This is a genomic window from Kribbella rubisoli, from assembly GCF_004217145.1.
Taxonomy (GTDB): domain Bacteria; phylum Actinomycetota; class Actinomycetes; order Propionibacteriales; family Kribbellaceae; genus Kribbella; species Kribbella rubisoli.
Genome location: NZ_SHKR01000015.1, coordinates 525,082 through 549,520, shown reverse-complemented (window position 1 = coordinate 549,520; position 24,439 = coordinate 525,082). Strand labels below are relative to the sequence as shown.

Sequence of the window (24,439 nt, the reverse complement as noted above, 5' to 3'; positions counted from 1 at the left end):
ATGGAACTGCAGACCAAGACCTACGTCGATGCGATGAAGGCGACCGTCGGAACGCTGGCCCTGACCCTCACCCAGCTCCCCCGCCCCGACGGCGTCGAGGACGGCATCAGGCCGGACGGCGTCGTACCCGCGGAGATCGTCCGGTTCCTGGCCCAGCTGCGTCTGCTCCAGGGCGTGCCGTTCAGCTATCTGGTACCGGACGCCGAGCTGATCCCGGCCGAGACGATCCGCTTCTTCTACCTCGACCGCAACGCGACGGACGCCCTTGTCGAGGGCGCATTGAGCGCGAGCACGGTCAATGCCGCGGACCGCATCCAATTGGCCGAGCTGTACCGGACCGTGCGCGACGAGGTCGATGCAGCGGAACGCCTGGTACGGATGAAGGATTCGGACGCCCCGGCCGTGGACGCCGAAGGACGACCGATCGGCGCCGGGGGTCAGATCAGCGGCTTCCTGCTGCGTTCGCGCCTCGTGTCGGGGTGGCCGGGTCTGCACGTCCGCGCCTATGCGACGGACACGCGCCCGGACGACCAGACCATCCCTGATATGGACACGAGTCCGGACCGGGTCCGGTTGCTCCGGATGGAGCGACTCGCGCCGGCCGTTCTGCTGGTGCTGTTCGACGGTGTCCCTGCCGTCGTACACCTCGAGGAACCTCGGTCCGGCATCCAGTTCGGCGTGCGGCTCGACCCGGGCGCCGATCCGGCCCAGCAGACCGCGGTCGTGACGGTCCGGGATGTGGCTGCTCCGAACAACGGTCCGATCAAGTCCGGTGGCCAGGACGTCACGGTGCCGGTGCCGTTCCGGCCGGGCGCACCGGGCGTCATCAACATGAAGAAGCTCAACCAGGACATGATCAACATCGCCGCAACCAACATGGGCGCATCCGTCGACTCCGCCGAGTTCGCCCTGCAGATGCTGCGCTTCCCGCTGCGCCAGGTGTTCGGTGACACGTCGGTTCCGGCGACAGCCGATGCCTTCGTGGCGACGATCAAGATCGGCGCCCTCGCCGACAGGTTCCAGCTGGCCGCGAAAGTACTGGGTGGTCTGTGATGAGCCAGTTCGACCCGGACCAGGTGCGGGCGGCGGCGTTGACACCTCGCTGGGCCGCGCTCAGTCAGCTCGGCGCGATCGCGGCCGACCTGAACAACTTCGACACCTTCCTCGTCCGCGAGCCCCGGCTGCTCGTTCCGGTCGACGTCCAGGCGCTGGTGGTACGGGCCGGAGGCAACGATTCCGAGCCGATGGTGCGGCTGCACTGGCGGGACGGCAAGACCGAGCCCCCGCCGTTGGACGTCAACGACGCCGGCACGCCGCGCCCACCCGGCGTACACCTGCTGTGGTCGCCGCCCGCGGCGCTCAGCCGGGGGACGTTCGTCGACGATCCCGCCGCCCCTGGGGACGCGACCCGGCGCAGGCTCAGCCTGCCGGTGTTCCCGGACCGCTGGGTCGTGATTCGGCTCGCCGTACCACTGGGCAGTCCCACTCCCCTGGCGACCGGCTGGGTCGTCGAGGCCGACACCGGCAACGTCACGCCGCTGTCCGACTGGCCGGCTGGAGTCCCAGCGTCGGTTGCCGATCCGGTACCCGCGGACCAGCTGACCGCGCACGCCGGCGGTGCCTCGTGGGCCCAGTCGTACGACGCGGCGCTCGGCCGATTCAGCTTCTACGACGATCTGGCCGACCTGACCGGCACGAAGGTCGAGGGCGACGCCGTGTCCTATCTCGTGGCGGCGTGGTGGTCGATCTCCGGACATGACCCGCTCGACGGCGTCGGCACGGACGTCGGCTACCGGAGCCGGCTGAAAGACCTGAGATGGAACGACCCCGATCATCCGAGCACCAACACGGATCAGCGCGCGGCTTCCGATCGGCGGTACCGCGTGGCCGACACCTTCGGGTTGCCGGCGACCCAGCGGTACACCCAGCCGCTGGCGTTCGACGCCGGCAAGGCCGCCGCGTCCGGCGTACTCCCAGGCTCGGTCAGTCCGGTGGCGCAGACCCTTTCGCCGATGGTGAGCGGATTCCTGCACGACGTGGTCGCGGCGGCGGCACTTCCGCCGGCGCCGACGCGCACGACCTTGCTGCACGGACGCATCCACGGCGTCCCGTTGAACGGAGCACCGACCCCGGACAGCCGGCCGGCGTCCGACGACCTGCGGGTGGTGCTCGGCAGTTCCACCCCGGAGCTGGCGGCGACACTGTCCGCGGCCGGCACCGACCTCGGCCCGGCCGACCCAGCCGACCATGACGCTCGACGCGACGCCGAACGGCTGCTGGCGGCCTTCGCCTCCGGCGAATTGATCCGGATCGGGAACAGCGACATCTGGTCCGACGTCGCCGAATACGAGCACGCGCACGGATTCGTCTCGCAGCCCGGCGGCGTCGAGGGCGTCGACCGATTCGTCGACAAGCCGGCGCCGTCGGCCGACCCGGGCGCGCGCTTCCGCCGTACGACGGTCTCGGGCACCGCGGGCAAGACCCCGATCGTGCTGAAGGCCAGTGTGTTGTGGAGCGCCATCGAGCGCCCGCAGTTGACTGCCAAGGAGACGTTCGTACCGCAAGCGATCTCGCGCTTCGACGGGCTGCTCAACGCGATGCCGCCCGCGGCCCCGGCCGTCGTTCGCGAGGTCCCGCGGCCGGCGCCCGCGTTCCACCAACCGGCCGCGCCGATGGTCGGTGTCGCCGGCGGCGGCCGCGTCCTGTCCGCGGTCGAGCGCGAGGAAGCCAACGGAGTCCTGGTCTGCCGGCTGTCCGATCAGGTCTCCCGCGGCCACAGCGGAATTCTGGCCGGCGCCGAACTGCTGGCGAGTCTGGGCACAGCCGCGATCCCGGACGAGATCCTCGCCCTCGCCCGGGAGTCCCTGGCAGAGGACCCGTTCCTCAGCAGCTGGCGGACCAACCGCGCCAAGGCCGGCGGGACCGACAGCTCCCTGGCCTCGATCCGGTACCTGGCCGAGTCCGCCGTCGCACACGCGTACTACTCCGCCGACGACAGCCGGCTCGCGACCTTCACCGGCGCGGCGGTGAACTCCGCGGCCACTCGGCAGAAGGCGACCGAAGGCTTGCTGCGTGCCTCCCTCTCGGCCGGCGTCTGGGCGCATCCCGAAGGGGTGACGATCTGGGGACAACCCTGGCGGCCGCTGTTCTGCGATTGGGAGGTGAGCTTCGGTCTGGTGCCCGCAACCGGCTGGCAGCTGACCGGAACCGATCTCGAGCCGCTCGCCGACACGCTCCCGACAGCGTCCGAGACGCTGACTTTCCAAGGCCGTTCTCCACTGGCCGCAGGCGCGGCCGGCACGATCGCCGCAGGCCTGGACCGCTGGCTGAACGAGGAGAGACAGCGCGATATCGGCGGCCACGGCCTGGCCGATCCGTCGACAGAGAACGCCTTGGCGGGTTTGCGCGACTCCTTGCGCGAGCTCGATCTGATGTCACTCGCCCTGGACGGCATTCGCGAGCAACTGCTCGGGCTCAGCTATGACCGTGGGCTGTTGCACAAGGACTCCGAGCAAGCCGATGACGGCACCCGGCAGGCTGTCGTGTCGGCTCTCCCCCGACTGCTGGCCGAAGGTCTGATCACGATGACATCGGCGCGCTTGGTCGACGCCTTCGGTCGCTGGGTACCGTTGCCACTCGATCGGGTGCTGGTTCCGGAGCGGGTCCGGTACGGCGACGACGGTGCCATGCTCTGCCGCCCACGGCTGACGCCGCCGTCCCGCTGGCGGTTCGACCTGGTGGACGCCACGTCGACGTCCACGGAGGCAGCCTTGGCCCGCGTCGATCAGGCCGATCCGGCCGCGCAGGTGAATCCGGTTGCCGGCTTCCTGCTCCCTGACCACCTCGACGAGTCGCTGGAGGTGTTCGCCACCGACGGCCGGCCGCTCGGCGAACTCCTGCACGATCCGTTCTCGGACGCAGTGTCCTGGGAGATCGCACCGGGCCGCACGGACGTCGCGCCGGCGGCAGGACCTACCGACGATCCCGATGTCACTCATCACCGGGTCGGCTGGATCGCCGCCGGCGTCGTCGCCGCCGATGCCAAAGCCCGGCAGGGTACGCCGGACCGCGCCGGAGCGGAGTCCGCGTTGTCGGCGCTGCTCCGTGCCATCGACACGACGCTGTGGACCGTCGATCCGCTCGGTTCGCTCGGCACCGAACACATCGCCGGCGTGGTGGGCCGGCCGATCGCCGTCGTGACTGCGCGGCTGTCGCTCGACGTACAGCGCGATCTCGACAACCGCGTGTACTCCGACGAGTCGCTGCGGACCGGCCGGCAAGCGGCGTACGACGCGCTCGCGCAGGAAAGCTTCGAGGTCAGGCTCGGTGAAGTCACCCGTTCCGACGACGGCCTGCTCGGCTATTTCGTCGACGACGACTTCTCGGTGTTCCACCTCGTCGACCGCGTGATCGCGGACGAGGCGCTGCCCAGCGGCCGCGGGCGCGGCGTACTGGATGCCGACAACGCCGCCCCGCTGGCCCCGGTCCCGATCGATCCGGAGCTTCCGTACATCGATGCCGAAGGCAGCATCCGGATCCGTCCCGGCCAGACGATCCGGCTGACCCTGCTGATGCACCCCGGCGGCAAGGCGCACCTCAGCACCGGGATTCTGCCGCGGACGAGCCAATCGCTGGCGAGGGACTGGGTTCAGCCCGGTCTCGCGACCATCGCGCCGTCGCTGCGCAGCGGACCGCTGCTGATCGACGCTGACAAGGTCCGGCTGCCGAAGGTGGCGTCGTTCCCGGCCGAACAACTCTTCACCCACCGGGACACCCCTTCGAGCTGGAGGGACGACCCGATCCTGTCGGCGACCCAGTCGGCGCTGCTGCCCGACACCCAGCCGGAGGTTCAAGAGGGCTGGATCCGGATCGCCCCCGATCCCGGCACCCCGGCCGACGGCACGCCGACGAGCAGCTAGGAGACCGCGATGGCGAGGTACGACTGGCCCGCCCCGCCCAGGGGCGACGACAGGCCGCAGGCGCGCGCTGCCTTCCTCGACCGGTACCGGCCGATGCAGGATCCGGGCACGACCGGCCCGCTGCCCAAGCGGGCCCGCAGCCGCAGCCGTCGCGCCGTTGCGCACACCGCGCCGTCCGGCGACCACAACCTCTGGCTGCCGATCGGCCCGACCGTGATGACCAACGGGCAGGCCGGCGGCGATCCCAACGTGGCGGGCCGGATCCGCGATCTCCAGATCGAACCCGTCAAGGGACGCCGTCTGTACGCCGCCTCGGCCGGCGGCGGGGCCTGGTTCTCGGCCGACCGCGGCGAGACCTGGACCCCGTTGGACGACTTCCAGCTGAGCGACCTCAGCGACGTGGCGACGATCTCGAGCGCCCTGTCCTGTGGCGCCGTCCACGTGATCTGGGGCGCCCAGGACGACGGGTCCGACGACGTCGTCTGGGTCGGCACCGGCGAGCCGCGTCTCGCCGCCGGCGGTCTGATGCCCGCGCTGCCGGCCGGTGGTGACCCGGGCGGCGGCCTGCCCGGCGGAAACCTCCTCGGCGTCGGCTTCCTCAACCGGGACCCGGCGGTAGCCGCCGGCGCCTGGCAGGTGGTCAAGGGCGATGTCAGGACCACCGACCCGGATACCCTGCGGGGACACGGGTTCTTCCGAATCGCCGGCGATCCGTCGGTCAAGAATCAGCTCGTCGCGGCGACCACGAACGGCCTCTATGTACTGGTCCCGGGCGGGACGTGGACGAAGGCAGTGAGCTGGGTCAACGGCCTCGCGACGCAGCCGCTCGATGTGGTCCTCACCCGTCTCGCACCTGACAAGCTGCGGATCTGGGTGGCGACTGCCAGCGCCCTGATGGCGGCCGAGCTGACCGGCGCCGACGCCAACCCGATCAACCTCGGAGCTCTGGTCTTCACGGCCGTAGGTCTGCCCGGCGTCGCCAAGAATCCGCTCCCGCGGACCGCCCGGCTGAACCGGGGCGGCACCCGCATACGGCTGGCAACTGACGGCACGAAGCTCTTCGCCCTCGGCCGCGCCGTCATCCCCGCCGGCAACTCGCGCCAGGATCCCCCGGCCGCGTTGTGGCTGGTCGATGCCGCGGCGGCGTCGCTGGCGGGTCTCGCGGCGGTCAGGCTGACCGGGATGGCCGAGGACCTGTTCTTGTCGGCCTCGGACCAGTCCGACTACGACATGTGCATCGAGACCCACCCGACGACCGCCGGCCGGGTCTACGTCGGCGGTGCGACCGTGTCCACGTCGACGGGATGGAACGCGGCCCTCTACCGGTGCGACACAACGGCGACAGCGGCCAACCCCACCCTCGTCGGCGAGGGGGTGCACGCCGACGTCCACGTCGTACGCGGCGGGCCGGTCTCGCCGGCCGATGCGACCAAACACACGCTGTGGGTCGGTTGCGACGGCGGGCTGTTCCGCTCCGACGCCGACGGAGATGCGGGCACGTTCGCGAACCTGAACGACGGTCTGGCCGTGCTGCAGCCCGGGTTCGTCGCGAGCCATCCGACCAACCCCGGTGTCGTGGCGGCCGGATTCCAGGACAACGGAACGGCGATCCGTACCGGTGACGGAGTCTGGCGCCAGTCGTTCCGGGGCGACGGCGGCGGAGTCGTCTTCGACCCCGCCGACAAGGGCCGGTACTTCCGGCAGTACACCCAGGCGACCTGGAACAGCAGCGACGGTTCCGGCATCGCGCCCGTCGAGCGCCGGCAGGCCCGTGCGAAGAGCGCCCTCAAGACCTCGGAGACGATCGAGTCCCAGGCATCCCTGTTCTACTCCGGCGCGACAGCCGTCAGACACGGCGACGAGACCCACCTGGCCTTCGGCAGCGACCGGGTCTGGTACAGCCGCGACTGGGGCCGCTCCTGGGTGACGTTGCCGACAGCAACCGATCCGCGCGGCGGCGACAATCCGAACCTCGCCCAGGACGTGCTCAATCCGGTGGCCGGGCCGGCCACCTACAGCGACACGGTCGGCTCGACGGACTGCTGCAGCAGCACCTATGTGGGGACCGGGGCGAGCGGTTCCGGTGTCATCACGGTCAAGCTGAGCGTCGCGCCCAACGACGCCGGCGGACGTCTCGTGCTACGTGCGGTCGCGCTCTACGCGACCGGCGTGGTCTGGATGGTCGGCAGCCGCGCCGCCGGAGCTTCGGCGCCCTTCACGTGGACGCCGATGGCCACGACGCCACGGCAGAAGATCAAGGATCCACTGCCCGGGGCCGAGACAACCGCCTTCCAAGCGGGGCAGCCGCTCGCCTTCCTCCCGGCAGCCGGCATCGTGAGCGATCTGTCTGTGCACGATCCTGCCTTGGGACCGCTCGGCTCGTGCTACGTCGCCACGACGGGCACGCCGTACGGCGGCACCGGACGGGACACGTTGTGGTTCTTCGACGGCAAGGACCAGTGGATGCCGACCGGTCTGCGCAACCCGCATGCGAACGGCACCTGGTCGACCCCGGCGGACCGAGTCACGTCACCGGCGCTCGGTGTCCTCGTCGATCCGGACCTGCCGAGCACGGTGTACGTCGCGACCAGCGTCGGCGTGGTCAAAGGCACGCTGACCATCGGCGGCGCGCCGACGTACTCGTGGGTCTGGGAGCGATTCATGAACGGCCTGCCGACGGCCGCCGTCCAGGACCTCTCGCTGTTCTCCGGCTCCGGCGTCAAGCTGTTGCGAGCAGCGATCCAATCGCGCGGGGTGTGGGAGGTAGACCTCGGCCAGGTGGTCACCAAACCGCGGACGTTCCTGCGGCTCTATCCGACCGACACGCGGCGGGTCCTGCCGACTCCGACAGGTGGCGCCCTGCTCAACGGCGACCAGCAGAACCCCGTTCATTGGGACGACAGCCCCGACATCGTCATCGATACGACCGGTGCGGCCGCCGCTACCGGACCGACGGAGTCCCAGCTCGCGAAGGTCCCCAAGGCCGGCCCGGCCACCGATCGCGCCCAGGTGTCCACGAAGGCACGCCACCTGAAGGTCCACGTCCTCGTCCATCATCGATGGAGTGACGCCCTGCCGGCAGCGAAAGTGAAGGTCGCGCTGCTGCGCCACAGCTATCCCCCGGACGGCGTCGTACCGATCACTCTGCTGTGGCCCGCGCTGGTGGCCGCCGCGCCCTCGGCCGCGCAGCCCGCAGCGCTGCCCGACGGCTGGTCGAGAGCATCGACGGACCTGTGGCAGAGCCCCGCGGACGGCGTCGACACGCGAGTCCCGAAGGCAGTGACCTTCGACGTCGATCTCAGCGCCGATGCAACCGGCTCGGCGGTGGTCTTCCTGGCAGTGGTGATGAGCGAACTGGATCAGATCAGCGCCGCCGATCTCGCGCTGGGCGGGGCGAACACGGCCCAGACCGGCGACCAGCTGGTCACCTCCTCGCCGCACGCCGCGGCGAAGTCGCTGCAGCTCAGCTGACCGTCCCTAATCGAGGGCGACGGGATCCTCGGTGAGCAGGAAGACACCTCCGCCCGCGTAGCCGGTGACGGCCACCCTTCTCCCGTCGAGCTCGGCCAGGTCCGGGTCGATGCCGAACGGCTGCTGCCCCGTACGCCGCAACAGCCAAGCGTGATCCGGCGTCGTCAGAACCACCGTCACCTGATCACTCTTCGAGTCCGCCGCGACTCGGCGGATCGAGATGGTGCCGGTCGTCGAGGTCGTCTTCACCGACGCACCACCACCCGGACCTCCGGGTCGGCGCCCGGTTGCTCCCGCACCAGAACCAGCGACGGCGGACGTTGCCTGCCGGCCGGGACGAACGCGACATGGACGCGCGGCGACCGCTCGGCCGGTACGCCGCCCGCTGCACGCTCGGTGCGCTCGGTGCGCTCGGTGCCGAAGCTGCGGATCGCCAGGTCCGACGGGAGTTCCCGACCGACCAAGCCGACCAGCGTCTCGCGGTCGATGGCAGCTTGCGGCAGGGCTTCCGGCGTACTCGCCAGAATCGTCTGATCCAGTGCCGTCCCTACTGCAGTCAGGGTGACGCGGCGGGCCAGGGTCGCTGCAGACGCCTTCGGTGGATCGACAACGGACCGCCGGCGACGGCCTGCGGGCGGAGAGCCGCCGTCCGGCATCTGAAACGGTACGGCGGAGGGATCACCGAGCAGCTGGAACTGCGCGAGCGTCTTCACATCGGTCGGATCAATGAACGGCTGGCCGGCCACATACCGCTGCCTCGCCGCCAGCACGGCTCGGCCGAGCGACGCGCCGTTGAGCACCTCTTCACCGAACAGCCGGCACATCACATCAGCGTAGTTGTTCGTGCTGGCCGGGCCGTAGGCAACGGTCGTCGCAGCGAAGACTCCCGCGGCGCCGTTGATCAGGTAGGTCATTGCCAGGCCGGCCTGGCCGCCCGCAGCCGATGGCGGCCAATGGGCAGAGCCGTAGCAGCACTCGGCGGCGACCACCTGACCGGCCAGGCCCGGGAGGTTCTTGGCGGCAAGAGCCGTCGGGAGATTCCAGTTGCTGGGCGTGGCCTGCCCGTACCAGTCCGGATCGAACTCGGCGCCGTGACAGTTGACGAAATGCAGCCTCGGCGCGAACTGGTTCTTGGTCCAGCTCGGGCCCTCCGCCGGCGACGTGTTCACGACGCCGCTCACGTCCGGCAGGCCCGCGATCGACTTCCGGGTCGAGACCTGCCACACCTTCGCGCTCACCGCGAACACCGGCTCCGGGGAGAGCCGGATCATCGTTCGGGCGGTCGCGGCGAGGTCGAGCTGCGTGAGCAGGGCGCCGCAGTCGTGCACCCCGGTGAGGTCGGGCATTCGGCTGACCACCCGGGTCGGGCCGCGATAGGCGGAGGCCGCGAAGGTCAGCGGGGTCGGGCAGGCGTACGGCAGGTCGCTCGGGATGAACTGGTCCGGATCGTCCTGCGGATCGCCGGTCCACAAGGGATTCTGGAGATTCACCAGACAGACCAGCTCCGGACCGCCGAGCAGCATGAGGTACGCCGGGTCCCATGCGGTGAAGATCTGGTCGATGAGCGCCTTCGTGCCGGCGACATCGGCCACAGCGGAAATCTGGGCGGCGCCGACCTTGCGGGCGTCAGCAGCCGAATCCAGTGCTATCAGCCGGGTGGTGATCCCCCTGGCAGCGTCTGCCTTGACGAGCGCAGTGACGGCAGCCCGAATCTGCCGCCACCCGCCCGCGCCGTACTTCGCCCGCGCCGCGGCGCGGTTCGTCACGATGACCTTCAGAATGACAGGCGGCGCCATCCTAGACCGAGTCGATTGCGGTCCGGCGCCATTCAATGCGCGCGACGGCGCTCGACGCCACGCAGATCAGCAGTAACACGCCCACGATCAGCCATTCGGCCGAGCCGTCGCCATGATCCGGATCGAATCCGAATGCCTCCAGCCACTCGTGCCAGAACAATGTCACGACGAACAGCACGCCGGTGACAGCAGCTAGTACGGCCTCGAACCAGAATCGCCGACGAACAGTCACCCGTGATTCGGCCATCGTTTACTCCCTCCAAAAGATCGAAATGCCGGCTATACGCCCGAGAGGTCGATGGTGAACATTCCCCGGCCATGAGTGACGCAGATCAGGGTTTCGTCACTCCAGATCAGGTCTTCGACCGAGCAACTGGTCGGGCCTTCGTTGGTGGCCGACCAGCTAGTCCCGCCGTCGTCACTCGCGAACAGGCCCAACTCGGTGCCTAGATAGAGGAAATCCTGCCGACGTGGATGCACGGTGATCGCCCGGACCGGTGCCCCGGGCAAACCGGCCCCGATGCTCCGCCAAGTCGTCCCGCCGTCGTCGCTGCGCCAGACATTGTTGGCGACATAGCCGCCGAAGGTCGCCAGTACGACGTCCGGTTGGCCGGCCGGCAGTGCGATCTGTGTGCAGAACCGCCCTGTCACGAGCGGCGCCGCGCCCACGCCGTCGACACGCTGCCACAGCGGGGCCGGATCCGTGCCGTCATCGCTGTGCCAGACCTGGCCGTCCTCGTAGCCGACCCAGACCCGATCCGAGTCGCCCGGCGCGATCGAGATCGCACTGATCGCATTGAACGGCCGCGGGGAACCGGGCGAAGCCGACGGCGGCTTGATCCGGGTCCACTTGGGTCCCGACGTCGGGGTGTTCGGCGCCTTGACGTCGTTCGTCCGCCAGAGCGACTCGCCGCCGGCGAGCATTCGGTCGGAGTCGTTCGGATCCAGGGTGAACGGCGCGATGAACGCTGCCCGCTGGGTCTTGGCGTCCGCGATGGTGAACGGGGCGGGCTTGAAGTCCCAACGCTCGTTGACCGCGTCCCAGAACTGTCCACTGATGTAGCGATCGCCGGTCGTGTCGTCGGAGGTTGCCCCGTCGAGGTTGCGGTGGATGTTCAGGAAGACGTACTCGCCGTAGAAGATGTCCGGATCCTGGGGGTCCGCTGCACAGAACCCGCCGTCGCCGCCGAAGATCTCGATCCACTTGTCGGCGCCGTTGGGGGGATGGAAGGCCAGGGTGCCGTTGTCCTGGGCGCCGCCGATGATCGTGCCCTCGGAGTTGACGGCGCCCGAATAGAACTGGGTCACGCCGTAATCGTTGTTCAGGTTCTGCCAGCCGTTGACCTTCGGCAGGTCCGGATCGTCGCCTACCGTGCGGATGTCCGGCGCCCGGTAGACCCCGCCGTCGTTGCCGAACAGCACCGTACTGTTGCTCTGGCCGTCGAAGTTCGGGTGGGATGCGATCGCGTGCTGATCCGCGTGGGCGGACTCGCGGCTCCACCAGGTGCTCATCTCGTTCACAGTGTCGCCGCCATCGGTGCTTCGCCACAGGTCGACGCCGCCGACGACAACCAGGTCGGAGTCCTCGGGATCCCCGGCCCAGATGACGTTTCCGTACCAGCCCTGGTCGCCCAGGTACGACGCGGGATCGCCGTCGGCGTTGAGCGACGTACGTGCGGTGAAGCTGGCGCCGCCATCGGTGGATCGCCAGATCTCTCCGTTGCGGATGTCGACCGACGCGTAGACGACCTCGGGATCCGCGGTGGCGTAGGCCAGTTCGACGCGACCCTCCCACGGCGTGTCGTGCTCAGCCTCCGTCCAGGTCTGGCCGCCGTCAGCTGTCAACCACGCCGTCCCGCCTCGCAGCGAGCCGGCGACAGCCTTGTCCGGATCCGTCGGGTGGCACTTGACGTCTGCGATCTGCGCGGTCAGCACCTTCGTCCAGGCAGTGCGACCCGCATCGGCACTCCGCGACAATCCGCCGGTGCCGGCGGCGAGGAGAACTTCGCCGGTCGCGTTCAAGGCGATCCGGTTGACCGTTGCGAAAGGTGCGCCGAGGGTGGCGGGGAGCTGGCTCCAGGTCACGCCGTCGACCGTGCGGAACAGCCCGGCTCCGCGGATCGCATCGACGTTGAAGAAGCCCTCGCCGGTCCCCGCATACAGCACGTCCGGGTCGGTGGGATCGATCGCGACGGAGGTGACAGCCAGATTCGCCATCAGGTCGTCGACCGGTTGCCAAGTCTGCCCGGCGTCGTCGGTGCGCCAGAGACCTCCGCCCGCGCTGGCTGCCCAGATCGTGTCGGGCTCCTGCGGATGGAAGACCAGGGACCGCGTCCGTCCGCCGATGTTTCCGGGACCGATCGAGACCCAGTTCGGACGGGCCAGCCCGGCGGTCGGCGCCGGATGCATGCCCAGTCGCTGTGGAGCGACCGTGGTTCCCGTCGGCACTCCTGCCACGGCGGCCCGCTCGGCGCGTCGCAGGCGGATGCTGTCGAGCTGGCGGGCAGCGCCCAGCAGGGCGTGCGTGGGGAACAGCCCACGTTCGTCACGCGCTTGGTTCCTTCGGAACAGCTCCCGGGCGCGAGGCATGTCCGGGTACTCCAGCCGTCGCAGCGCACGCGCCAACGCCGACTCGGGGATGGCCTGGATCCCCGCCGAGGACAAGCCTCGGGTCTGTCGCAGAGTGCGTACCTGCTCGATGGTGAGGCCTCGGTCGGCTAATCCTTCGTTGCTGGTCGTCACGTCACGACCCTTTCCGAGTTCCGCGGATCCGTGTCACTGCCGCAAAGGCGGAGGCCGCCGGCGAGTGCCACGTCGATCCAGGACGGTTTCCCATAGGGGAACCTCGTCACCCTCCCGGCTCGCGGTCAGGGTGACGACGGTCGTACCGTCGGAGAACGGCTTCGAGTCGAGCTGGTAGACCCGGCCCCCCGTTGACGTCGTCCGTTGCGCTCGCTCGCCGAGTTCGGCGCCCCCGAGCGTGGATGGATCGACGTCCTGCAATGCGTGCATCTGGCCGGTATCAAGGTCGACCAAGACCGTTCCGCCGGCCTCATCGCCCACGCCGGAAAGGACTTCCGCCGTGGGCGCAGCGCCGCCGTGATACCGCTTCACGGCCCGCCAGGCAACCTGGGACTGGCTCCCCTGTGGTTGCGCGACAGCCACGAAGCCACCACTGGTATCCCATTCGTCCGCGGCCCAGTCAGGTACGGGCAGCGGGCCGATGTCGTTCCTGACATCACCGTTCATGGCGTCGAGCAGGGCCAGCTCGAGCCGGCGTTGCTGTCGCCGTACGACGAGTAAGGCGGAGTCAGTAGCCAGCAGCGGGCGACCGGCTCCGGCGACGCGCCACCGCGTGTCACCGGTGGCCAGATCGATTGCCACGATCTCGTCGCCCGGCAGATTGACGAACCCGGTGTTGCCTGCGGCATCGGTGATCCCGCCCGGAAACGCCCGAGAATCAAGGGCCATGATCGACATTCTGCTCCTTCCGATCAGCCATGGGAACGCAACCCGGCCTCGACCAGGTGCAACGCATGCAGCGGATGAGGCGACACCCGAAAGCCGACGGAAGCCGCAGTACGGCGTTCATCGCTGTCCTCCCCCACGAACACGCACCGAGCCGCCGGCAAGCCCGCCCTATCCCGCGCCAGAACGAAGAACGCAGGCTCCGACTTGTCCATCCCCTCGACCGAGCTGAACAAGCACAATCCCGCGTCGACGAGACTCGCCAACCCCGACGTGTCCAGCAGCTTGTTCATGGTGGCGGCAGTTTCGTCGGTGTTGGAGATCAATCCCAGCCTGGCTCCGTCCGACCGGAGCCGCGCCAGAATCTCCGGCACAAATGGGTACACATCCAGGCGCGCGAGATGCCCCTGCTCGAAGACCCCGCTCGCCAAGGTGTCACCAAGATCGAAAAAGACCGCTATACCGTCGTCCATCGCCTCTCCCCCCGGACGGCGCCCACAAATTGAGCGTCCCACCGGCAGTGCCAGGCCGCAAGACCATCTGACCATTTCTCGACGTCGGGCGGCGCCATTGCCAGGAAGTGCACACCATGGCTAGCGTCGAAATGGGCTGTTCGGTGGGGGGAGGCACTGTGGCCGATAATGGGTCGATTTCGCTGGGTGCATTTGCCGACAAGCTCGGAGTCGGCTTGCCGCATTGGCAGCTGGAGGCTCTCCGCCTGTCGGCGGCGGTCCAGCTGGACAGGAGAGGCCAAGGTGCCACGCGCCGGCTGGGAGTGACACGCTCGATCCTGTTGTGGGCGATCTGCCAGACGTCCTGGGCCGTGGCCGAGGTGATGTCGAGGGCGGGTCTCGACGTACCGGAGTACGGTCGGGTCCTGAAGATCATCAGCGTCCCGATCGTTGACCGCAAGCAAATGGATGTTCAAGGCATCCTCTTCGAGCCCGAGCTCGCGGATGCTCTTCGCCATCACCTGAAGGTGCAAGGGTCCGAGGTCAACGAGGTAGATCTTGCCGATGCTCTCCTGCAGTCCGCGCTGACGGATACAGGTGTGGGCAGACTCGGCATGCGCCTGCATGATCTCAAGGTCGATGTCGAGCGTGCCCGCCGCGAGTTGAGCGAGTTGGCCGCAGGATCCGATGGCATCCGGGACGAAGAGCTGTCGCGCAGTGTGAGTTCGGTCCGCAACTCCCTCGGCCCGACGACTCCGGTGACGGCCGGCGCGATCGTGAAGGCCCTGCAAGTCCATCACCCGGAGTACGCCGATGGCTCCTTCGCCTCTGTGGAAGTTCATGCTGACAAGGGACAGCGACGTACCGTCGACGAGTGGCTGGTCGCGGTTCGGCAGTCGTACGGCCCGGGTGTCGTCCAAAACACTCGCCACCAGGTGCTCGACGGCAATCTGACCGTACTGGCACTGGCCGAGCTGGAGCCTGCGGTGGCGCAGGACCTCGATCAGAACGCCGTTCGGGACCGGATGCGTCGTGAGGCGCCGGTGGAACCGCGACACTTGGCGGCGTATCGCACGGACTGGTCGACCGACTCGCCTGCGACGAAGGATCTGCTCGGCCGTGAAGACCTGGCGGTGGCCCTGGCCGAGCGGGTCAAACGATTGGCTTACGACGACCCGGAGCCGCGAGAAGCGTTTCTGGTGCATATCGACGGGCCGTGGGGCGCCGGGAAGTCATCGCTGTTCTACTTCCTCCAGGACAAGCTCAGGCATGACAATCCCGAGCAGGGCAAGCCCAAACGGGAATTCCTTCCGGTCCCGATCAACGCCTGGCGCGAGCAGCGGGTCGGCGTTCAATGGTGGACCCTGCTCAGCGCCCTGCAGCGGGAGATCGCGCAAGACGCGACCGGATGGCGTCACCTGTGGGTGTGGGGCCGGACCTTCTTCGACCGGTTCCGGGCCCGATGGGTGCCGTTCGTCATCGCCGTACTGGTGCTCCTCGGGGTGATGGCGGCCGGCCTCAGGGGAATCGACCTCACCGCGGGAGGAAAGCTGGCGGACTCCGCCCTGAAGCTGACGTCGCTGGCATCGGTCGTGTTCGCCGGGATCGTGGCAGCGACTCGCTACCTCCTGCCCGGGTCGAAGAAATCTGCCGAGAGCCTGACGGAGAACAGCGAGAACCCGACGCGCCAGGTGGGTCGGCTCTTCGCCCGAACGCTGTCACGGGCCCCTCGTCCGGTGGTCTTCCTCATCGACGACCTGGATCGCTGTGACGCCAAGTACGTCGTGGAGTTCCTCGAGGTCGTACAAACCCTCGTGAAGGAGGCGCCGGCGTTCCTCGAGGATCGCTCGCACGGACAGCGTTCGAAACGCAGGAAGCCGGGGCCGTACGGCTTCGTGGCGGCCGACGGTCGGTGGATCCGCTCGAGCTACGAACAGCAGTTCGCTGCGTTCCAGGCGACCACCGAACCAGGTCGTCCACTCGGGTACCTGTTCCTCGAGAAGGTCTTCCAGCTCCACGTCCTGCTGCCCGTCGTGACGCCTGCCGCGCGCGAGAAGTACTTCACGACCCTGCTGACGCGCGGCGCGATCGAGGCGGACACGACCGCCGAACAGCTGAAGCTCATCGCCAGTGCGCAAGCCGCGGTCGACGGCGCCAACAGCGAGCAGGGGTTGATCTCGGCCGGCCGGATCGCGCAGGGCATCACCGACCCCGGCCGACGCATCGAAGTTCTCGGGCGGGCGGCCGTGCGGTTCTCGGAGCGCGCGATCGAGAACGCGACCACGCACGACCTGGCCCCCTTCGTCCCGTTGCTCGATCCGAATCCGCGCAGCATGAAACTGTTCGTCAACACCTACGGGGTCCTGCGGTCACTGCGGACACTCGAGGAGGCGTTCGTGCCGACCGAGCAACTGGCGCTGTGGACCGTGATCGAGATCAGGTGGCCGCAACTCGCCGACCACCTGCGCGCGCACCCGTCGACGATCGACGACTGGAAGGACAACAAGGACCCCTTGGCGGTCGAAGTCGACCAGCTGCTCCGCGACGAAGCGGTCACAGAACTGCTGCGTGATCCCCGCTGGACCAACCTGAACAGCACCGTGATCCGTGCGTGCGCCGGTGTGGTCTGATTCTCCACCCGACAAGCCCGACCGGGTGTTCAGCGTCGTTTGATCGGCAGGGTGTGGGTGCCGTCGCAGAACGGCGGGATGCCGGTGCGCCCGCAGCGGCACAACGCGACCGTACGCCGGGACGCCGGGATCGGATCGCCGTTCTCGTCCACGAGCTGGAAGTCGCCGCGGACCAGCAGCGGACCGTCCGGGTAGGCGCGAATCTCGTTCATGAAATGCCTGTACCCACAGGGGAATCCGGCCGGGTACCGGGATGCATGCAACTACCTTCCCCGCGGGGGCGGCTCAGCACCTGGTTGACCAACCGGCTGACGCGTCGCGACAACACACCTCTCACTCCAGAGATCGACCCACTTGATCGCCCGTACGCCGACGACGATCTACAACTCGCCCTATGGGTCGCCTATGAACTGCAGTACCGCGGCTTCGACGATGTAAGCCCTGATTTCCAATGGGATCCCGACGTCATCGCCTTCCGTACGAGGCTGGAGCGGCCGTGGACCGACTGGCTGGAGACGAACTGCCGGGTCACGACGACGGCAGAACCGGTAGCGACGCAGTTGCGGGCGTTGACGGATGCCGCTGACGGGCCGCGGTTGGCGCCGTACCTGCGCAGGCATGCCACCAGGGAGCAGTTCCGCGACTTCGTCCTCAACCGGTCCGTGTACCAACTGAAGGAGGCCGACCCGCACAGCTTCGGCATCGCTCGGCTCGACGGCGCGGCCAAGGCGGCACTGGTCGAGATCGAGGCCGACGAGTACGGCGGCGGCCGCGCGGAACGCATGCACTCCGAGCTGTTCCGTACGACGATGCGCTGGCTCGGCCTCGACGACACCTACGGCGAGTACGTCGGCGTTGTACCGGCCGTCACGCTGGCGATGTCGAACGTGATGTCGCTGTTCGCGATGCACAGCCGCTGGACCGGCGCGCTCATCGGCCACCTGGCCGCGCTCGAGATGACCTCCACCCTGCCAAATCGCCAGTACGCCGCGGGCGCCATCCGGCTAGGCGCCTCCGAAGACGAAGCCCGCTACTTCACCGAGCACGTCGAGGCCGACGCCGTACATGAACAGATCGCCGCCCACGACCTGTGCGGAAGCTACGTGCGACAACACCCCGACGCGATCGGCGACGTGCTGTTCGGTGCCCGCTGTTCACTCGCGATCGACGGCCTCTTCGCCGATCACCTGCTCACCAAGTGGAACAACAGCTCCCACCCCGTGGAGTCAGTCGGGGCGGGACTGCTCATTCCTCGTTACCTCCCGGCGTCGTCCGGCGGGCGAGGTCTGCATCGCGGATCTCGTCGGTGGTCTGGGTGAGGATGGTGATCTGGTCGGCCAGGTCCGGGTGGGTGGTCCGAAGCGACCGGGCCGCATCGGACAGTGGCTCGACCAGCCGCGCGGCGTCGTCACTGCCGAGGACCTCGCGCACGCGGTCGATCGCAGTGCGCGCGTCGCCGGAGACGGACCTGGCGGCGTCGGCGGAAAGTGCTGTGATCTGGCCGGCGAGCTGACGAAGTCTGGCCGCGTTGACGCGAGCCCAGTCGGCAACAGCACGCTCGGCGGAACGCTGATTGCGCGCCGCGTCGACGCGGTGTTCGCGGGTCGTACCGGCGTGCTCGACGGCCTGCGGCTTGAGCCGTAGATACCGTCGCTCAGCAGCCTGCCGACTGGCAACCCCGAGCGCCGGCGCGAGCTGCGCCCACGTCAGGCCGCTCGCCCGCGCCACGTCGATGAGCATCGGCTCCCACTGGTCGAGGCTGCCGCGCAGCCGGGCGAGCGCTTCCAGCGCCGCCACCAGCTCTGCCGCGTCCGCGTCGTCGAGACGATCGGCCGTCTCGAGAAGCTTGATGCCGTCGATCAGAGCCTGCCGCTGTTGACTCCAGGCCACTTCACACCATCCGTCATCTACTGGATGACACCTCGGCTTGTCATCGATTCGATGACATGCTACAACAGTGGCGCGTGTTGACACCACTAGAGCTGACATCAGGAGGTGTACGACGATGTTGATGCGCACGGACCCCTTCCGCGAGCTGGACCAACTGACCCACCAGCTCCTCAACGGCTCCGCCCAGCAGGGCACCTGGTCGAGGCCGAGCTCCATGCCACTGGACGCGTACAGGTCCGGTGACCAGTACGTCGTCGCCTTCGATCTTCCCGGCGTCACGCCGGACGCGATCGAGCTCGACGTCGAACGCAACGTGCTGACCGTGAAGGCGGAGCGCCGCCCACCACGCGTCTCCGACGACGTCGAGATGCAGGTCGCCGAACGGTCCTTCGGGATCTTCTCGCGGCAGCTGTTCCTGGGCGAGACCCTCGACACCGAGCGGATCGAAGCGACGTACGACGCAGGCGTCCTCACGCTGCGGATCCCGATCGCCGAGAAGGCCAAACCGCGCAAGATCGCCATCACGGGCACTGATTCACAGCGCGAGATCAACGCCTGAACCATGCGAGACCGATGCCCGACGGGCGGCATCGATCTCGGTTCGCGAGCTGACGGGTGTGGCCGCACGACCAGCGGCCCACCCGGGCAGCAGAGACCAATGCCGGGTGGACGCCCTCACAGCAGGAGAACGAAATGGCGCAGATGGATCGCACCGGAGACATGGCCGCCGGCGGACCGCCGGAGCTGCCCGCACTGGGCCCGGTCGACGTGACGCATGCCGAGGTCTTCGCCCGGCTCGCAGTCGAGATGCACGACGCCGAAGGACTCGAGGAGACCATCGACTCAGTCGTGCAGTTCGCGCTCCAAGCATTGGACTGCAGCTATGCCGGTGTGGCTCTGTCCACCCGTGGCCGGCCCGAGATTCCCGCGGTCACCGACTCCGTTGTCGCCGAGATCTACCAGATTCAACTCGACACAGGTGACGGGCCGTTGGTTGCCACGATGCGAGACCAAGTCACCATCTCCGTCTGCGACACGACCACCGATTCACGGTGGCCGAAGTGGGCCGCCAGAGTCCGCCAACTCGGCGTACGCAGCGTGCTGGATGTGCCGTTGCTGCTCGGCCCTGAGTCGTCCACGGTCGGCGTACTCGGCCTCTACAGCCGTATCCCCGACGGTTTCGGCGCGGATGACGAAGCGATCGCCCAGATCCTTGCGCGGCACGCTTCGGTCGCCGTCGCGAATGCGCGGAATCTGCAGAACCTCACGGCAGCCGCCGACGCCCGCAAAGTCGTCGGCCAAGCCATGGGAATCCTGATGGAACGATTCCAGCTCGACGCCGACCGAGCCTTCACCGTCCTCAAGCGCTACTCCCAGGACACCAACGTCAAACTCCGGGACGTCGCCCAAGAACTCATCAACACCCGCTCACTCCCCGGCTGACGCCCGCATCGCGGGGGCGCCACTAATAGAGAGCAGCGCTCTTGACATAGTGCGCCGCTTCTACTCATGCTTAGCCCTGAGAGCACTGCTCTCTAATGCGTCTCCTGCTCACGGATTGGTCCACCCATGCAAAGCACTCCCCTGGCCCCCGCAGACGGTCTCGCCGTACAGGCCAACGCCGAGCCCGTCACAAGGCGCGCCGGCGCGATCGCGATCGCCGCGGCCGGCATCGCGTTCCTGCTCTACCCGGCCATTCGCCCGTACGGCGACGAAACGACCCTCGCCGGCGCTCGCGGCATGGCCTCTGCCTCCTGGATCGCCGCCCACCTGTCCGCGATCGCCGGCTTCATCCTGCTGGCCTTCGGCGTCCAGGCCCTGTACGGCGTACTCCGGCCGACACCAGCCGGCAAACTCGCGGCCCGGGCGCTGGTCGCAACCTGGCTAGGCACCGGCCTGACCCTCACGTACTACGGCGTAGAAGTCTTCGGAGCCCACGTCATAGCGCAACACGCCCTGGACAGCCATGACGCCGGCGCTCTCGACATGATCAACGACTTCCGCTTCAACCCCGCCGCCGTCACCCTCTTCGCCGTCGGCCTCCTACTCCTCGCGGCAGGCACGATCCTCGCCGCCACAGCCATCTGGCGCTCCGCCCTCCTCGCCCGCTGGTCGGGCATCCCCCTGGCCGCAGCCTTCACCCTGTTCATCCCCCAGTTCTTCGCCACCCCCGGCCTCCGCATCCTCCACGGCGCACTAACCCTCGCCGCCTGCCTCTACCTCGCCAGAACCCTCTGGCGAAACAAGCCTTGAAGCCAGTGGTCCTTGGCAGTGACAGAGCCGAAACAGCGGAAACAGGCCCGGGCCGTGGAACGCGACGACCCGGCAGACTCCTTCGGTTGTGAGTGTCAGTACGTGCAGCGCGTGCGGCCGGAGCGCGCCGTCGCTGCCGCCGGCGTACACCGCGAAGGCAGGTTGTCCGTTGGCGGAGGTCGGGACCAGCACCGCCGGTCCGATCGCTCGCATCTGTTTGGCCAGGAAGGCGAGGATCGTGTCGCGCCCTTCGAACCAGGTCACGATCGGCGGCATCTCCCATCTGGCGTCCTCGGCCAGGACCGCGACGAGTTGATTGACATCCGCGGTTTCGAAGGCAGTCACATAGCGGTCGAGCAAGGCCCGCTGTCGCGGCTCAGCAGGCTCGGTCAGGTCGTCCTGGCTGAGCGGAACCTGGGCTCGGGCGCGCTGGAGCGCGCTGTTGACGGCGGCTGTGGTCATCTCCAGCAGCTGGGCCACTTCCGCGGTACGCCACTGCAGCACGTCGCGGAGAATCAGCACGGCTCGCTGTCGCGGCGGCAACTGCTGGAGCGCTCCGACCAGCGCGAGCCGCACTGTCTGTCGTTCCACCACGACCGTCGCCGGATCGGCCGGTGCAGCGGTGAACAGGAAGTCAGGTATCGGCTGGAGCCACGGCACCTCCCGAGCTTGTGGGCCAAGCGCCGCATCCAAGTTTGTCTGGGGTGCGCCGAGATCCGCGGGCAGAGGCCTGCGTCTACCTTTCTCCAGCGCCTTGAAACAAGCGCGGGTCGCGATGCGGTACAGCCAGGTACGCAGCGATGACCGTCCCTCGAACGCGTCGTAGGCTCGCCAGGCGTCGAGGTAGACGTCTTGCACCACCTCTTCGGCCTCGTCGACCGAGCCGAGCATGCGGTAGCAGTAGGCAAGCAGCTCACGCCGGAACGGTTCGCTCAGCCTTCCGAAATCCTCGTCTCCGGCCTTGGCTTCAGTCATGACGTGCATGATCCACCGATTCTGTGGTGGCTCGATATGCGGCTCGCCCGGTCGGTGTTGTTCATCGTGATGTCCGCTCAGTGGATGGCGATGTCAGCCATGTCGATGGCGACGAAGGTGATCTGGTCGTCGCCCATCGGGGCGTAGGCCCGTCGCGTGGCGGGGATGACGATGCCGTCCACCTCGCGGTAGTCGGCCGCGTGAAGCTGCGACTCGACCGTCTGGCCGACGATGTCGATTGTGAAGTCGTGACGGCGCAGCAAACCGTCCGGGCCGAAGCAGAACACCTGCGTGCGGGTGTGGCTCTTGATGTGATCGGGGAAGATCACCTGCAGCCGCCGCCAGGTTTCACCGTTGACCTCGATCGCGGAGATCTCCTCACAGACGAACCCCGGCCAGGTGAACAGGAACGGCGTGTTCAGATACGTCCACAGTCCTTCCCCGGTGAAGTACGCGAGATGCAGGTCGTCCCACGGCGTCTCGAACTGGTGGCCGTCGAACGACCGTTCCGGGTCGTCGCGTGCCTCGACCGCCGTACCGATCGGTCGTTCCAGGACGACCCGGTCGGGCTCGAAGACCGACCGTCTGTCCTGGCCGACGAAGTCCATGGTCAGCCGCTCCCGCCTGGTGTCGACCTCGAAGCGGACCTTCGTCAGCGCATCGCTTTGTCCCTTGATCTGCCAGAAGGCTCCAGATATGGCGGCGTCGACAGTGATCGTATGGATCCGCCTCCACCGGTCCACGCCGCCGTGTGCGGCAACCGCGCTCGCGAGTAGATCGTTCATTGCTCTTGCTCCTCTATCCAGGGATGCCCCGGCCACCCGAGCGGTGGCCGGGGCGGTCAGGTCAGTCGACGATGATTCCGCCGGTCAGGTTGGCGACGGTGCCGGTCATCGCCGATGCCCGGTCGGAGGCGAGGAACACTGCCGCGTCCGCGAGCTCGGCCAGCGTGGTCGGGCGCCTGCGATGGGACATCGCGCCCGCGGCTGCGGTGAACTGCTCCTTGGTGATGCCGAGCGCGTCGGCGTGCAGCCCGTACACGACATCGATGACCGGTGTCTCCACCATGCCCGTGGTGCGCAAGCAGATCGAGCGCACGCCGTACTGCGCCCATTCGGCCGACAGCGCACGGTTGAGACCCTCGAGCGCCGCCCATCCGACGCTCATGCCGCCCACGAGCGGAAGAGGCATGCGGGCCGGTTCGGGTGTGTGCATCATGATGACCCCCGAACCGCGGGCGATCATGTGCCGTGCGGCGGATTTCGCGGTCACGAAATGAGCTTGGGAATAGGTCGTGATCGGGCGCAGGAAATCCTCGACCGGCAGTTCGGCGAGTGGGATTCCCTGCAGTCCCCGCGGTGAGATTCCGATCGCGTTGAACGAGACGTCGACGCTGCCCGCGTCGGCGACGACCTGGTCCAGGTGCTCAACCACCGCCTGCTCGTCGCCGGCGTCCACGACCGCCGTCTCAGCTTTGCCGCCCGCAGCGACAATCTCCTTGGCGACCGAGTCGATGACGCCGGGATCGCGCCCGGTCAGAAACACCCGGGCACCTTCATGGGCGAAACCGCGCGCCACCGCACCGCCGACCGCGCCGCCGGCGCCGTAAACGACGATGTTCTTGTTCTCCAGCAACATAACCTTCTCTTTCCTGTTTGTTCACGCCAACGCACAAAGTCCGTGGCCGGTGAGCTCGGCCCCGGCGCCACCGAGCTCGGTGACAGGCGTCACCTGCGGCCGTACGGCGGCGAAACGCGGAAGCCGCGCCCCGCTCCGCTGACCACCGTGGTCTGTGACTGGTGCGATGAGCTCATGCCTGTACAGAGGCGAGCCCACCGCGAAACTCATCGCTGCGGCCCTCGCCGGTTCCGAGGATGGCTGGGTGGAACCACAAGTACGGGCCAGCCTTGAGGCCGGCGACGAACTCAGCCGGCATGCGAGTCGCGCCGCCGGACTTGATCGTGCACTCCGAACGTGACCTCTAGGTGATCGACCGCAGGCCCCCACCCGCTTACGCCCCGGGCATGGAGAACGCAATCCGGGACTTTCGGCCCTGGTGTCCTTCCCCGTCGCTCGGCGATCGTCGTGGAGGTGGCCACCCTGACCACGATGTCCTGAAGGATGTCCGATGAGCACGAGTCAACAGTTCGACCATTCCCGGTTGCAGATTCTCGGGCCGGCGGAGTGCCTCAGCCTGCTCGGTTCGGTTCCGCTCGGGCGGCTGGTCTACACGTATGCCGGGCTGCCGGCGATCCGGCTGGTCAACTTCGTGCTGGACGACGACACGATCGTGCTGAGCACGGGGCAGGGTGACAAGTTCCGCGCGGCCGAGCGAGGTGATGTCGTCGCGTTCGAGGCCGACGCCGTGGATCTCGAGCGCCACACGGGCTGGACTGTCACGGCCATCGGCCACCTGTCGGTCGTCACGACCGAAGAGAGCGCCGAACTGCGCCACAGGCTGCCGTTGCATTCGTGGCTACCGATCGACGACCCGCAACTCGTCCGCCTGGGCATCGAGTCCCTCCACGGTCGCGGGCTGGTTCCGTGGGGCCCGAGTCCCCGCTCTCGTTAGTTCATTTTCGGCG

General features: G+C 68.1%; 20 protein-coding genes. 9 read left to right on the top strand and 11 right to left on the bottom strand.

The window, feature by feature from the left end; genetic code table 11:
* Genes EV645_RS32065 through EV645_RS32055 form a run of 3 tightly spaced genes read left to right on the top strand, consistent with a single transcriptional unit; the run spans position 1 to position 8,390 of the window.
* Positions 1-1,053, top strand: coding sequence for a hypothetical protein (locus tag EV645_RS32065; protein WP_130447779.1), 1,053 nt, complete (start codon positions 1-3; stop codon positions 1,051-1,053).
* Positions 1,053-4,919: a hypothetical protein gene (locus tag EV645_RS32060; protein ID WP_130447778.1), complete on the top strand. Its 3,867-nt coding sequence runs from the start codon at positions 1,053-1,055 to the stop codon at positions 4,917-4,919. The genes EV645_RS32065 and EV645_RS32060 overlap by 1 nt, the downstream gene beginning before the upstream one ends.
* A 9-nt stretch (positions 4,920-4,928) precedes the next feature.
* Positions 4,929-8,390: a beta propeller repeat protein gene (locus tag EV645_RS32055; RefSeq protein ID WP_130447777.1), complete on the top strand. Its 3,462-nt coding sequence runs from the start codon at positions 4,929-4,931 to the stop codon at positions 8,388-8,390.
* 6 nt (positions 8,391-8,396) lie between these two features.
* Here EV645_RS32055 and EV645_RS32050 read toward each other — a convergent pair whose 3' ends face one another.
* From EV645_RS32050 to EV645_RS32025, 6 genes are read right to left on the bottom strand one after another with little or no spacing between them, the layout of a single operon-like run.
* Positions 8,397-8,639 (bottom strand): hypothetical protein, encoded by a 243-nt coding sequence (locus EV645_RS32050; protein WP_130447776.1) that lies wholly within the window; start codon positions 8,637-8,639, stop codon positions 8,397-8,399.
* Positions 8,636-10,156: a C25 family cysteine peptidase gene (locus EV645_RS32045; RefSeq protein WP_206751458.1), complete on the bottom strand. Its 1,521-nt coding sequence runs from the start codon at positions 10,154-10,156 to the stop codon at positions 8,636-8,638. Before EV645_RS32045 ends, EV645_RS32050 begins: the two co-directional genes overlap by 4 nt.
* Positions 10,157-10,187: 31 nt before the next feature.
* Positions 10,188-10,433 (bottom strand): ABC transporter permease, encoded by a 246-nt coding sequence (locus tag EV645_RS32040; protein WP_130447774.1) that lies wholly within the window; start codon positions 10,431-10,433, stop codon positions 10,188-10,190.
* A 32-nt stretch (positions 10,434-10,465) separates the two neighbouring features.
* A complete protein-coding gene (locus EV645_RS32035) occupies positions 10,466-12,928 on the bottom strand; it encodes a WD40/YVTN/BNR-like repeat-containing protein (RefSeq protein WP_130447773.1) in 2,463 nt (820 codons plus the stop codon).
* Between the two features lie 33 nt (positions 12,929-12,961).
* Positions 12,962-13,657, bottom strand: coding sequence for a PQQ-binding-like beta-propeller repeat protein (locus tag EV645_RS32030; protein WP_157997200.1), 696 nt, complete (start codon positions 13,655-13,657; stop codon positions 12,962-12,964).
* 23 nt (positions 13,658-13,680) lie between these two features.
* Positions 13,681-14,127 carry an HAD family hydrolase gene (locus EV645_RS32025; protein ID WP_130447771.1) on the bottom strand — a complete coding sequence of 149 codons (447 nt, stop codon included), beginning with the start codon at positions 14,125-14,127 and terminating at the stop codon, positions 13,681-13,683.
* Between the two features lie 158 nt (positions 14,128-14,285).
* Between EV645_RS32025 and EV645_RS32020 the strand changes: the two genes are divergently transcribed.
* Positions 14,286-16,736, top strand: coding sequence for a P-loop NTPase fold protein (locus EV645_RS32020; protein WP_157997199.1), 2,451 nt, complete (start codon positions 14,286-14,288; stop codon positions 16,734-16,736).
* Between the two features lie 29 nt (positions 16,737-16,765).
* Here EV645_RS32020 and EV645_RS32015 read toward each other — a convergent pair whose 3' ends face one another.
* On the bottom strand, positions 16,766-16,948 hold the full coding sequence (locus tag EV645_RS32015) for a CDGSH iron-sulfur domain-containing protein (RefSeq protein ID WP_130447769.1): 183 nt from the start codon (positions 16,946-16,948) through the stop codon (positions 16,766-16,768).
* A 45-nt stretch (positions 16,949-16,993) separates the two neighbouring features.
* Here EV645_RS32015 and EV645_RS32010 point away from each other — a divergent pair, with 45 nt between their 5' ends.
* Positions 16,994-18,055, top strand: a complete 1,062-nt coding sequence (locus EV645_RS32010) for an iron-containing redox enzyme family protein (protein ID WP_130447768.1) — start codon at positions 16,994-16,996, stop codon at positions 18,053-18,055.
* Here EV645_RS32010 and EV645_RS32005 read toward each other — a convergent pair.
* Positions 17,982-18,626: a hypothetical protein gene (locus EV645_RS32005; RefSeq protein ID WP_130447767.1), complete on the bottom strand. Its 645-nt coding sequence runs from the start codon at positions 18,624-18,626 to the stop codon at positions 17,982-17,984. The genes EV645_RS32010 and EV645_RS32005 overlap by 74 nt on opposite strands.
* Before the next feature lie 115 nt (positions 18,627-18,741).
* Here EV645_RS32005 and EV645_RS32000 point away from each other — a divergent pair, with 115 nt between their 5' ends.
* From EV645_RS32000 to EV645_RS31990, 3 genes are all read left to right on the top strand, one after another.
* Positions 18,742-19,185: an Hsp20/alpha crystallin family protein gene (locus EV645_RS32000; RefSeq protein ID WP_130447766.1), complete on the top strand. Its 444-nt coding sequence runs from the start codon at positions 18,742-18,744 to the stop codon at positions 19,183-19,185.
* Between the two features lie 134 nt (positions 19,186-19,319).
* Complete coding sequence (locus EV645_RS31995) at positions 19,320-20,069, top strand: GAF and ANTAR domain-containing protein (RefSeq protein ID WP_130447765.1); 750 nt, start codon at positions 19,320-19,322, stop codon at positions 20,067-20,069.
* Between the two features lie 126 nt (positions 20,070-20,195).
* Positions 20,196-20,879, top strand: coding sequence for a hypothetical protein (locus tag EV645_RS31990; protein WP_130447764.1), 684 nt, complete (start codon positions 20,196-20,198; stop codon positions 20,877-20,879).
* On the opposite strand, the gene EV645_RS31985 is transcribed toward EV645_RS31990, so the two are convergent.
* The 3 genes from EV645_RS31985 to EV645_RS31975 form a co-directional block, all read right to left on the bottom strand.
* Positions 20,823-21,854 carry a sigma-70 family RNA polymerase sigma factor gene (locus EV645_RS31985; protein ID WP_130447763.1) on the bottom strand — a complete coding sequence of 344 codons (1,032 nt, stop codon included), beginning with the start codon at positions 21,852-21,854 and terminating at the stop codon, positions 20,823-20,825. The genes EV645_RS31990 and EV645_RS31985 overlap by 57 nt on opposite strands.
* 77 nt (positions 21,855-21,931) lie before the next feature.
* Entirely contained in the window at positions 21,932-22,639 is a 708-nt protein-coding gene (locus tag EV645_RS31980) for a hypothetical protein (RefSeq protein ID WP_130447762.1), read from the bottom strand.
* A gap of 61 nt (positions 22,640-22,700) precedes the next feature.
* Positions 22,701-23,492: an SDR family NAD(P)-dependent oxidoreductase gene (locus EV645_RS31975; protein WP_130447761.1), complete on the bottom strand. Its 792-nt coding sequence runs from the start codon at positions 23,490-23,492 to the stop codon at positions 22,701-22,703.
* A gap of 490 nt (positions 23,493-23,982) precedes the next feature.
* On the opposite strand from EV645_RS31975, the gene EV645_RS31970 reads away from it, so the two are divergent.
* The gene (locus EV645_RS31970; RefSeq protein ID WP_130447760.1) at positions 23,983-24,426 is read left to right on the top strand and encodes a pyridoxamine 5'-phosphate oxidase family protein; all 444 of its coding nucleotides are present in this window, start codon (positions 23,983-23,985) and stop codon (positions 24,424-24,426) included.
* The last annotated feature ends 13 nt before the right edge of the window (positions 24,427-24,439 follow it).